Consider the following 11,231-nt stretch of genomic DNA (forward strand, 5'->3'; position numbering starts at 1 on the left):
TAATCTTAGGATGTTTTATTGTTTAACATTCTTAAAATAAATATTTATTATTGAATGTATTTAAAGCTCTTACCTAAAAAGCGTGCATTGCTGCCCAATTCTTCTTCAATACGAAGCAATTGATTGTATTTTGCTATCCTGTCTGAACGTGATGCAGAACCAGTCTTAATTTGTCCGCAATTTAAAGCCACAGCAAGATCCGCAATGGTATAATCTTCAGTCTCGCCAGAACGGTGACTCATTACTGAGGTATAGCCATTGTTTTGAGCTAAAGAAACTGCATTGATGGTTTCAGTAAGTGTACCAATCTGATTTACTTTCACTAAGATTGAGTTAGCAGTTTCATTATCAATACCTTGCTGTAATCTCTTTACATTGGTAACAAACAAATCATCACCTACTAATTGCACTTTTGATCCAATTTTTTCGGTTAATAATTTCCATCCAGCCCAGTCATCTTCAGCCATACCGTCTTCAATAGAGATGATAGGGTATTTAGCAGCTAATTGTGCAAGGTATTCTGCTTGTTCAGCACTTGTTCTGATCGCACCTTTTTCACCTTCAAATTTGGTATAATCGTATTTGCCATCTTTGTAAAATTCAGATGCAGCACAGTCGAATGCTAAGAAAATATCTTTTCCAGCGGTATAACCTGCTTTTTCTATTGCTTGAAGGATAGTCTCCACACCGTCTTCAGTGCCTTCAAATTTAGGAGCAAAACCACCTTCATCACCAACTGCAGTTGAAAGTCCGCGGTCATGTAAAATCTTCTTTAACGTATGAAACACTTCTGTTCCCCAACGTAATGCTTCAGAAAATGATGAGGCACCAGCAGGCATAATCATAAATTCCTGGAATGCAATAGGGGCATCAGAGTGTGAACCACCATTCACAATATTCATCATTGGAATAGGTAATGTGTTGGCATTTACACCACCGATGTAGCGGTATAAAGGCTGGCGACTTTCCTGAGCGGCTGCTTTTGCAACAGCTAATGAAACACCTAAAATCGCATTTGCACCTAAATTCCCTTTATTTTCAGTTCCATCAATTTCAAGAAGTAATTTATCAATGCTGTTTTGTTCAAAAACATCAATTCCTACTAATTCCTGAGCGATTTTTTCATTTACATTGGCTACAGCTTTTAAAACACCTTTACCTAAGTAAACAGATTTATCATTATCACGAAGCTCAACAGCCTCATGTATACCGGTTGAAGCACCAGAAGGTACCGCTGCACGGCCTATAATGCCATTTTCTGTGGTTACATCTACTTCAATAGTTGGATTTCCGCGTGAATCCAAAATTTGTCTTGCGTGTACATCGAGAATTATACTCATCTTATTTTTGTTCTTTGTTGATAATTTTTTTTACTAAGTGTACAATGTACACTAATTAATTGAGCATTGCTACAAAATCGTCAAAAAGATATCTTGAATCATGTGGACCCGGTGAAGATTCTGGGTGATATTGTACTGAAAATGCCTTTTTACCTTTTACTCTAATTCCTTCAATGGATTGATCATTTAGGTTGATATGTGTAATTTCAACCTTGTCTGATTTGTGGACATCATCAGGAATTACTCCGAAACCATGATTTTGAGAGGTTACTTCGCAATGATTAATAATTACATTTTTTACCGGATGATTTAATCCTCTATGGCCATTAAACATCTTCATGGTACGAATATCATTGGCAAGAGCTAAAAGCTGGTGACCTAAACAGATTCCAAATAATGGTTTCTCTGCTGCTAAAATTGCTTTTACTGTCTCGATGGCGTAGGGCATCGCAGATGGATCGCCAGGGCCATTGGAAATGAAGTAGCCATCCGGATTCCATTTTTCCATTTCAGTAAATGTTGTTTTTGCTGGAAAAACTTTTGATAAAACTCCTCTGCTATCGAAATTTCTAAGAATATTTTTCTTTACACCTAAATCGAGTACTGCTACACGCTTGGCTGCATTTTTATCCCCAAATTCATAGGATTCTTTTGTGGATACTTGGGAAGATAATTCTAATCCATCCATTGTTGGTACAGCAGCTAATTTCTTCTTCAACTCCTCGATATCCAGAATTTCCGAAGAGATAATGGCATTCATAGCTCCTTTAGCGCGAATATGACGCACCAATGAACGGGTATCTACATCCGAAATGCCAACGATATGCTCATCTTGAAAATAGTCTTGAATGGAGGTGTCGGCTTGCTTTCTGCTATAAGTGATATTGAAATTTTTACAAACTAAACCGGCAATTTTGATGTTGTCTGATTCTACCTCGTCTTTATGAATTCCATAATTCCCAATGTGTGAATTGGTGGTAACCATAATTTGTCCGAAGTACGAGGGATCAGTAAAAATTTCCTGATAACCGGTCATACCTGTGTTGAAACAAATTTCACCTGTGGTAGTTCCAATTTTTCCTGCTGCTTTTCCATGGTATATTGTTCCATCTTCCAGGAGCAAAACTGCCGGCAATTTGATGTAAGTATTCATTGAATAATATTTGAAAAGAGGTTTAAAATCGATTGAAAGGCAATGATTTCGGAAGATTTTCCGCAGTGTAGAGGGAAGTATTTTACTTCATATTTCACATTTGCAAATTTAGGTAATTATTACGAAATCTGAAAGTGTTTGATGAAGGAATTGTAAATTTGTTTTAAATGCGTGAATTTGAAAGATTTTGACTGTGTATTCTTTCTATTAATCCTAACTTTGATTTTTATTAAAAACCCTGCTACATGTCTGTACATAAAGAGGTAAAGCGGATCACTACAAATACGATCCTTGAAATGAAGCAAAAGGGCGAAAAAATCGCCATGCTGACTTCCTACGACTATTCTATGGCTACTATCGTTGATGAAGGTGGTATAGATGTTATTTTGGTTGGTGATTCAGCATCCAACGTGATGGCGGGCCATGAAACTACTTTACCCATTACGCTCGATCAAATGATTTATCATGCAGCATCGGTAGTTAGGGCTGTAAAACGAGCTTTGGTGGTAGTCGATTTGCCTTTTGGTTCTTATCAAGGTAATTCGAAGGAAGCTTTAAATTCGGCAATTAGAATCATGAAGGAGTCTGGTGCCCATGCAGTAAAACTAGAAGGAGGCTTAGAAATCCGGGAATCGATAGAACGTATCATTACTGCAGGTATCCCAGTAATGGGACACTTAGGTTTAACACCTCAATCGATTTATAAATTCGGGACTTACACGGTTCGTGCGAAAGAGGAGGCTGAAGCAGCAAAGTTAAAGAGTGATTGTTTGGTGCTTCAAGATGCGGGTTGTTTTGCTGTTGTTCTTGAGAAAATTCCTGCTCAATTGGCTTTAGAAGTAAGTCAGAGCGTTAAAATCCCTACTATCGGCATTGGTGCTGGTCAGCATTGTGATGGACAAGTTCTAGTGATTAACGATATGATAGGACTTACAAAAGGATTTAAACCACGCTTTTTAAGACAATATTTAAATCTTTTTGAAGAAATAAATGGAGCTGTTCAATCTTATGTAAAAGATGTTAAAGCGGGTGATTTTCCTAATGAAAAGGAACAATATTAAGATTGAATGGCTATTCCTGAAAATAAAAAATCTAAATTTCCTGTGCTTTCGCAAGATATCACTGATAAAGATATCTTGTTTGAGGATAATCATTTAATTGCTGTCAATAAGCGTGCTGGCGATATTGTGCAGGTTGATGAGACTGGTGATGAATCGCTAGATGAAAAAGTAAAACGATATATCGCCCAAAAATATAATAAACCCAATGGTGCATTTTTAGGGGTGGTACACCGCCTCGACCGACCTGTGAGCGGAGTAATTTTATTTGCTAAAACAAGTAAGGCTCTTGATCGTATCAATAAAATGTTCAAAAGTAGGGACATGCACAAAACCTATTGGGCTGTAGTTCGAAATCGACCAGCACTTGAGTCGGGAACACTCATTCATTGGCTCGTTAAAAATCCTCAAAAAAATGTCACCAAAGCTTACGAAAAAGAGGTTCCGGGTAGTCAGCGTGCCGAACTACATTATAAATTAATAGGAGAACTCGGAGGTTATTATTTAATTGAAGTTGACCCAATTACTGGTCGCCCACATCAAATTAGAGTCCAATTATCCACCCTCGATTGCCCAATTGTGGGAGATAATAAATATGGTTATCCTCGTGGAAGCCTGAAGAAAAGTATTTGTTTACACGCTCGAAAACTGCAATTTTTACATCCTGTGAAGCATGAGCCTGTCAATATTTTTGCTCCATTGCCTAAAGATGGTTTTTGGGAGCGATTTGAAGATTTTTAAGCCAAGCTTTTTTAATAATTTGCTAAAAATCCAAAAAATGAATAAATTCATTAAAAAAATAGCCGCCATATTTAAATAGGGCGGCTATTTGCTTTTAAAGCTATTTAGAATTAAGCCAATTTCGCTTTTAAGTTCTGATCAATTGCATCAAGGAACTCTTCAGTGTATAGGTAGTGATCACCATGACTTACTTTATTTCCGTGAATACAAACGGCAAGATCTTTAGTCATTTTTCCACTTTCAACAGTTTCAATACAAACTTGTTCTAAAGCATGACAGAAATTAATTAATTCCTGGTTATTATCTAATTTGCCACGGAACTCTAAACCTCTAGTCCATGCAAAAATAGATGCAATTGGATTTGTTGAAGTCGGCTTTCCAGCTTGATGATCGCGGTAGTGACGAGTAACGGTACCATGTGCTGCTTCTGCTTCCATCGTTCCTCCATCTGGAGTGATTAAAACTGAAGTCATAAGGCCCAAAGAACCAAATCCTTGTGCTACAGTATCCGACTGAACATCACCATCATAATTCTTACAAGCCCAAACGAAATTACCATTCCATTTTAACGCTGAAGCAACCATGTCATCAATTAAACGGTGCTCATAAGTAATTCCTGCTGTATCAAATTTAGTCTTAAATTCATTTTGATAAACCTCTTCAAAAATATCCTTGAAGCGGCCATCATATTTTTTAAGAATGGTATTTTTTGTAGAAAGGTAAAGTGGCCATTTTTTTGAGAGTGCCTGGTTGAAACAAGCACGAGCAAAGCCAAAGATACTTTCATCTGTATTGTACATAGCAAGGGCAACACCATCGCTTTTGAAATTATAAACTTCGAAAGATTGAGTTTCGCCACCATCTTCTGGAGTGAAAGTAATTGTTAATTTACCTTTTCCTTTGGTTACAAAATCAGTAGCACGGTATTGATCACCAAAAGCATGACGACCGATACAAATTGGAGCAGTCCAGTTTGGAACCAAACGAGGAACATTACTCATTACAATTGGCTCACGGAAAACAGTACCATCAAGAATATTTCTGATTGTACCATTTGGTGATTTCCACATTTGCTTAAGCTTGAATTCTTGAACACGAGCTTCATCTGGTGTGATGGTAGCACATTTGATACCAACACCGTATTGTTTGATCGCATTTGCTGCATCAATAGTTACCTGATCATTCGTTTCATCACGATATTCCATTCCAAGATCGTAATATTTGATATCCAGCTCAAGGTATGGTGTGATAAGCTTATCCTTAATGAACTTCCAGATAATTCTGGTCATTTCATCGCCATCTAATTCAACTACTGGATTTGCAACTTTAATTTTCTGTACTGACATATAATTATAATGAGGTTTTTGCAATTTGTCCAAAGATAGGAATTTTGAATACACCTGAAAATCTGATAGCCATGAAATTTGTCAAATTTTAATATTTTCTTAAAACTTATCTATAGCCGACTTGTTTAATTATCAAAGATATAGAGGTGAAGCGATGGAAATTAAACGTAAAAAAGTAAAGGGACTTAAGCCCGATCGGACCGATAGAGATGAGGCCTTGAAGGAAGATTTGCATATGGAAATTAATGTGGATGACTTAGCCTTTGATGAGAATAAAAACAGTTATGAGATAGATGTAATCGCTGATGATCCCGATTATATTCATCATAGTCCCTATGATACTGCTGTTGAAAATGGGAGCGATGCCCGTTCTGATTTTGATGAAGCAAATCCGACAGCAGTAAATGAATATAATAAAAATGCCAGTTTAGAGTCCGATTTAGATGATTTAGCAATGCACGTTCAGACTGAAGAGGATATCATTGAGGATGAAGAAAGCTTTTCGGAAACTCCAGAAGATAATCGTGATGACCTTGATCGTGAGGGTTATCCTAAAAATGATCGAAAGAAATAAATGGCAGGGCCGATTTGATTAATAATCTAAATCAAGGTTGAATTTGCGCTTAAACTCTTCCAAATGTGGATTCTTTTGAAGCATATGTTCATACTTTTCGGATGAAGTATAAAGGCGTTTTTTTTGTGTTTGCTCTATTTGTTTAGTTTGCAAGTCGATACTGAAGTTTTTTAGTTGAACACGTAAAAAGTTTAACAAATCAACTTTTTCTGAGCTTAGCAAATCTTCTTGTATCTTATTCTCAATGGGTAGCTCAATGATATTATTTTCAAGTAACACTGGTGTGTAGGCCGTCAAGATGGTGAAAATATTGATTTTTCCATCTTTTTTGCTCTTTTCCGCATAAGAATTCCAATAATTGAGCATCATGTCGGAATTGAACTCAATTTTACTGTCTCCGCTCAGGTATTCTGGCTCAACTTCCTCTTTTTTCGAATAATTTGCCCCTAAGTCATTCAAATTAGGAATCAAACTACTATTTAATCCCACAGAAAGTTTAGGAACAACAGCTATTTTGGGAGTCTCCACTTGGGGAATCTGCTGAACGGTCTCAATTGCCTTATTATCAACAGCTTGTGTTAATTTTTCGGGCTCGGGAATACTAGAAGGAATTGGTAAAATTGGATTTTCTACAGCCTTTACAGGCGGAAGAGGTTCAGAAACTTCTGCTTCCTCTACTGATTTAAGTTTTTTTTTTATTTGACCGTCCTGATTGGCCGGAATTCCTGCTGCTGAGAGATTTACGGCAGCGGGTATGTGACAGAGTTTGATGAGTGTGAGCTCGACTTGTAACCTTTGATTTTTACTCGTTTTATAATTTAGGTCACATTGATTGCTAATGTTCAATGCAGAAATTAAAAAAGAGAGGGAGGCGGCTTGCGACTGGCTATTATATTTTTGTTTAATACCTTCACTTACTTCAAGTAATTTTAAGGTGGATGCATCTTTACAAACCAATAAATTTCTAAAGTGCGATGCCAATCCGGTGATGAAATGATTGCCATCAAAGCCATTGCCTAAAATTTCGTCGAAAATAAGTAGTGAATTGGCTACATCTTCAGAAAGAATGGCATCAGTTAGTTTAAAATAGTAATCATAATCAAGAATGTTAAGGTTATCGATTACTGATTTATAATTAACATTCTTGCTCGAGAAGCTCACGATTTGATCAAACATCGATAAGGCATCGCGAAGTCCACCATCAGCTTTTTGTGCAATTAGGTGTAAACCATCCTCATCATAAGCTATACCTTCTTTTTGTGCAATTTCTGCAAGATGAAGGGCCATATCTTCAACTTTGATTCTATTAAAATCAAAAATCTGACATCTAGATAATATGGTAGGTAATATTTTATGCTTTTCTGTAGTTGCCAGAATAAAAATGGCATAATTAGGTGGTTCTTCCAATGTCTTCAAAAAGGCGTTAAAAGCCTGTTGTGAAAGCATGTGAACCTCATCAATAATATAGATTTTATATTTTCCGGATTGAGGTGGGATACGAACCTGCTCAATCAAGCTTCTAATATCTTCTACGGAGTTGTTTGATGCAGCATCTAGCTCATGAATACTAAAGGAGTTACCATTCTGAAATGAAATACAAGAGTGGCAGGTTCCGCAGGCTTCGGCATCGGGACTTAAATTCTCACAGTTTATTGTTTTGGCGAGGATCCTTGCACAGGTAGTTTTACCCACACCTCGTGGTCCACAGAAAAGAAATGCCTGAGCGAGCTGATTATTTTTAATGGCGTTTTTTAAGGTGCCAGTTATATGTAGCTGACCTACAACGGTTTGGAACGTTGCTGGTCTGTACTTTCTCGCTGAAACTATAAAATTATCCATTGCTGCTAAATTAGAAAGAGGAATGGGTTAAACCAAATATATAACAAGTTTTTTGTCGACATATTTTTATCCGAGGGTTGTTTATTATTTAATTATGACTTTAACTGAGCGACTGGACTAAAGTTAAGCCCTGTGAAATGGTTCGAGCCTATGGCTCTTGTAAGGATTGTAAAGTCCCATAGGGACGACCCATCTTGCAACAACGGATTTTAATCCGTTATTGTTGTTTGCAAAACCCTTTTTTATCAATCTTTCCGAAAATCCCTTGATAAATAGAAAATTATATCTATTTTTGCATCCCGCTTTATAGCCTGTTTAAAGGCATAGTGGATAATAAATTTAAAAAAAACAAAAAGCAACAATGCAACAGTACGAAACAGTGATCATTCTGACCCCGTTGTTATCTGAAGAAGCTGCGAAAGAGGTATTAACCAAATTCAACAAGCTTATGACGGATAACGGAGCCGAAATTGTCCATGAAGACAATTGGGGTTTGAAAAAACTAGCGTATCCGATTCAAAAGAAGACAACAGGATACTATCACCTAACTACATTCAAAGCTCCGGGTGAGTTTATTAACAAACTTGAAGTTGAATACAGACGTGACGAACGTGTTATGCGTTTTTTAACTGTATCATTGGATAAGCATGCACTTGCATTCAGTGAGAAGAAGCGTAGCGGAGCCTTCAACAAGAACAAGGAAACTAAAACTGAGGAGGTAGCAAAATAATGGCAAAAGATCAAATCCAATATGTAACTGCTCCGAAAGTAGACGAGAGCCGTAAGAAGTATTGCCGTTTCAAAAAGAACGGTATTAAATACATCGATTACAAAGACGCTAACTTTTTATTAAAGTTCATTAATGATCAAGGTAAAGTTTTACCACGTCGTTTAACAGGAACTTCATTAAAGTTTCAGCGTAAAGTGGCACAGGCTGTTAAGCGTGCTCGCCATATCGGTTTATTACCTTATGTTACTGATTCATTAAAATAAGAGGGAGATAAGCGAAATGGAACTAATTTTAAAACAAGACATCAAGAATCTCGGAGAGAAAGATGATGTTGTAAATGTAAGACCAGGTTTTGGACGTAACTACCTTATTCCAAAGGGTTATGCTACACTGGCGACTGAATCTGCAAAGAAAGTTTTAGCTGAAAATTTAAAGCAAGCTGCTTTCAAGCAAGATAAAATCAAGAAGGATGCTGATGCTATTGCAGCTAGATTAGAAGGTGTTAAGCTTTCTATCGGTGCCAAAGCTGGTGAAACTGGAAAGATTTTTGGTTCAGTAAACACTATTCAAATTGCTGATGCATTGAAGAAAGAAGGATTTGACGTTGATCGTCGCCGTATTACTTTTGATGTAGAGCCTAAATTTGTTGGTGAGTACACTGCAAACCTTAACCTACACAAAGAAGTAAAGGTTAAAGTTACTTTCGAAGTAGTAGCAGAATAATTTCCATATCCCGATTTAATTCGGTGTATAATTTGGAAATAAATGATAATTTTAATGCCTTCTACATTTTGTAGAAGGCATTTTTTTGTTTTAAAAATCACCAAACCTAATTTTAAGCATTTGAAGAAGTTCTTGAATATCATCCGTAAAGCAGCCTTATGGTTTTTTGCCATCACCTTCATTTGGGTGCTATTATTCCGTTTTATTAATCCCCCAATCACCTATTTGATGCTTCAGCGTGGTTTTGAACGTAAAGCAGATGGCAAGGACTGGAAAATTGAAAAGAGTTGGGTTGACATTGAAGACCTTTCAAATAATCTTAAAAGAGCTGCTCTTGCTGGTGAAGATGCTAATTTTTTGAATCATTGGGGTTTTGATTTTAAGGCTATGGGCAAGGCTCTTGAGAAAAATCAAAAGGGTAAAAAACTCCGTGGGGGAAGTACGATTAGTCAGCAGACCGCCAAAAACGTTTTTCTTTGGCCTGGCAGATCCTATATTCGTAAAGCCTTTGAAGCCTATTTTACGGTCCTTATTGAGTTGTTATGGGGGAAAGAACGTATTCTGGAAGTTTATCTAAATGTAATAGAGATGGGTGATGGAATTTATGGAGCAGAAGCTGCAACTCAGAAGTATTTTGGGAAATCAGCACATAGCATGAGCAAATCGCAAGCTGCACTAATTATTGCGGTTTTGCCAAATCCAAGGCTTTGGAGCCCTGCAAGACCTACACGTTTTGTATATTATAAACAGGGACTCATACTAAGAAATATGAGAAATCTTCAGAAATTACCTTTTTGATCGATTCTTAGATACTAAACACTCGTGCATGCCAGCTATCTTTTAATGGGATTTCCCAACTGGTTTTAAGTTCTTTTCTGGTCTGAATGAGATTGTTAAAAACTAAGGTATCTTCATTTACCTCACCATTTTCAATCATTTTTTCGAAATCTTCCCTGCTGCAGCTTTTAAGCTCATCGTTTAATTTGAAGGCAACTCTAAATCTGTCGAATAGATTGATGTTGAATTTCTGTTCAATATCCTTCATCAAAGCCACTGATTTATCGATGCTACATCCAGTTGCACCAGCCACTTGTTCATCCACAGAAAGAATAATGAATTGATGATGAATTACTTCGCCTAGAGCAGCCAAATCGTGACCGTGTGCCTGCCAATTTGATGTAAAATCACCTAGTATCTGTATAATTGCAGACTCTTCTTCTTGCTTAAGGATTCTGTCGGATTGGTAGATCCAGATTCTTGAATTTTCAGAAATTTGCATGTGTAAAAATACAGTATTTGTATAGATTATTTGTTTTTGTTTCTTTCAATATTATTTTAAAAATACGACTATCAATAAAATTTATAATCCGTTGGCTTTTACAGTAATTTCTGCGATATCCAAAACAGTCACTTCCTTTTCCTGATTGAAATTTTTAACACCATCGCTGAGCATAGTCATGCAGAATGGGCAAGATGAGGCAACGATATTAGGTTTTAATGCAAGAGCTTCATCAATCCGTTCAATATTTACATCTTTATTTCCTTTTTCTGGTTCCTTAAACATTTGGGCACCACCAGCACCGCAGCAAAGTCCGTTCGACTTACACCTTTTCATTTCAACTAATTCGGCGTCAAGGATTTCGAGTGCTTTACGAGGTGCTTCATAAACTCCATTGGCACGTCCTAAATAACAAGGATCGTGGAAGGTAATTTTCTTGCCCTTAAAA

General features: G+C 36.8%; 13 protein-coding genes. 7 read left to right on the forward strand and 6 right to left on the reverse strand.

Features of this window, described 5'->3' with window-relative positions:
* Window positions 1–47: 47 nt before the first annotated feature.
* Both eno and carA read right to left on the reverse strand, forming a co-directional pair.
* Window positions 48–1,340 carry a phosphopyruvate hydratase gene (gene eno / locus ACIQ0D_RS02530; protein ID WP_395802795.1) on the reverse strand — a complete coding sequence of 431 codons (1,293 nt, stop codon included), beginning with the start codon at window positions 1,338–1,340 and terminating at the stop codon, window positions 48–50.
* A gap of 55 nt (window positions 1,341–1,395) precedes the next feature.
* Window positions 1,396–2,493 carry a glutamine-hydrolyzing carbamoyl-phosphate synthase small subunit gene (gene carA / locus ACIQ0D_RS02535; protein WP_395802797.1) on the reverse strand — a complete coding sequence of 366 codons (1,098 nt, stop codon included), beginning with the start codon at window positions 2,491–2,493 and terminating at the stop codon, window positions 1,396–1,398.
* A 245-nt stretch (window positions 2,494–2,738) separates the two neighbouring features.
* Between carA and panB the strand changes: the two genes are divergently transcribed.
* Window positions 2,739–3,554 carry a 3-methyl-2-oxobutanoate hydroxymethyltransferase gene (gene panB, locus ACIQ0D_RS02540; RefSeq protein ID WP_395802799.1) on the forward strand — a complete coding sequence of 272 codons (816 nt, stop codon included), beginning with the start codon at window positions 2,739–2,741 and terminating at the stop codon, window positions 3,552–3,554.
* A gap of 6 nt (window positions 3,555–3,560) precedes the next feature.
* Complete coding sequence (locus tag ACIQ0D_RS02545; RefSeq protein WP_395802801.1) at window positions 3,561–4,292, forward strand: RluA family pseudouridine synthase; 732 nt, start codon at window positions 3,561–3,563, stop codon at window positions 4,290–4,292.
* Window positions 4,293–4,402: 110 nt separating this feature from the next.
* Here ACIQ0D_RS02545 and ACIQ0D_RS02550 read toward each other — a convergent pair whose 3' ends face one another.
* Window positions 4,403–5,638: an isocitrate dehydrogenase (NADP(+)) gene (locus tag ACIQ0D_RS02550; RefSeq protein ID WP_395802803.1), complete on the reverse strand. Its 1,236-nt coding sequence runs from the start codon at window positions 5,636–5,638 to the stop codon at window positions 4,403–4,405.
* A 154-nt stretch (window positions 5,639–5,792) separates the two neighbouring features.
* Here ACIQ0D_RS02550 and ACIQ0D_RS02555 point away from each other — a divergent pair, with 154 nt between their 5' ends.
* Complete coding sequence (locus ACIQ0D_RS02555) at window positions 5,793–6,212, forward strand: hypothetical protein (RefSeq protein ID WP_395802805.1); 420 nt, start codon at window positions 5,793–5,795, stop codon at window positions 6,210–6,212.
* Window positions 6,213–6,230: 18 nt separating this feature from the next.
* Here the strand turns inward: ACIQ0D_RS02555 and ACIQ0D_RS02560 are convergent, their stop codons facing one another.
* A complete protein-coding gene (locus ACIQ0D_RS02560; RefSeq protein WP_395802807.1) occupies window positions 6,231–8,051 on the reverse strand; it encodes a DNA polymerase III subunit gamma/tau in 1,821 nt (606 codons plus the stop codon).
* A gap of 361 nt (window positions 8,052–8,412) precedes the next feature.
* On the opposite strand from ACIQ0D_RS02560, the gene rpsF reads away from it, so the two are divergent.
* The 4 genes from rpsF to mtgA all read left to right on the forward strand — a co-directional run bounded on the left by rpsF (window position 8,413) and on the right by mtgA (window position 10,302).
* Window positions 8,413–8,781, forward strand: coding sequence for a 30S ribosomal protein S6 (gene rpsF / locus ACIQ0D_RS02565; protein WP_395802809.1), 369 nt, complete (start codon window positions 8,413–8,415; stop codon window positions 8,779–8,781).
* The gene (gene rpsR / locus ACIQ0D_RS02570; RefSeq protein ID WP_090704388.1) at window positions 8,781–9,044 is read left to right on the forward strand and encodes a 30S ribosomal protein S18; all 264 of its coding nucleotides are present in this window, start codon (window positions 8,781–8,783) and stop codon (window positions 9,042–9,044) included. Before rpsF ends, rpsR begins: the two co-directional genes overlap by 1 nt.
* A gap of 16 nt (window positions 9,045–9,060) precedes the next feature.
* Window positions 9,061–9,504: a 50S ribosomal protein L9 gene (gene rplI / locus ACIQ0D_RS02575; RefSeq protein WP_395802812.1), complete on the forward strand. Its 444-nt coding sequence runs from the start codon at window positions 9,061–9,063 to the stop codon at window positions 9,502–9,504.
* A 120-nt stretch (window positions 9,505–9,624) separates the two neighbouring features.
* The gene (gene mtgA, locus ACIQ0D_RS02580; protein ID WP_395802814.1) at window positions 9,625–10,302 is read left to right on the forward strand and encodes a monofunctional biosynthetic peptidoglycan transglycosylase; all 678 of its coding nucleotides are present in this window, start codon (window positions 9,625–9,627) and stop codon (window positions 10,300–10,302) included.
* 7 nt (window positions 10,303–10,309) lie between these two features.
* On the opposite strand, the gene ACIQ0D_RS02585 is transcribed toward mtgA, so the two are convergent.
* Window positions 10,310–10,783 carry an ABC transporter ATPase gene (locus ACIQ0D_RS02585; RefSeq protein WP_395802816.1) on the reverse strand — a complete coding sequence of 158 codons (474 nt, stop codon included), beginning with the start codon at window positions 10,781–10,783 and terminating at the stop codon, window positions 10,310–10,312.
* 81 nt (window positions 10,784–10,864) lie between these two features.
* On the reverse strand, window positions 10,865–11,231 hold a 367-nt coding region (locus ACIQ0D_RS02590; protein ID WP_395802818.1), incomplete at its 5' end, for a (Fe-S)-binding protein.

This window comes from Daejeonella sp. (genome assembly GCF_044342615.1).
GTDB lineage: Bacteria > Bacteroidota > Bacteroidia > Sphingobacteriales > Sphingobacteriaceae > Daejeonella.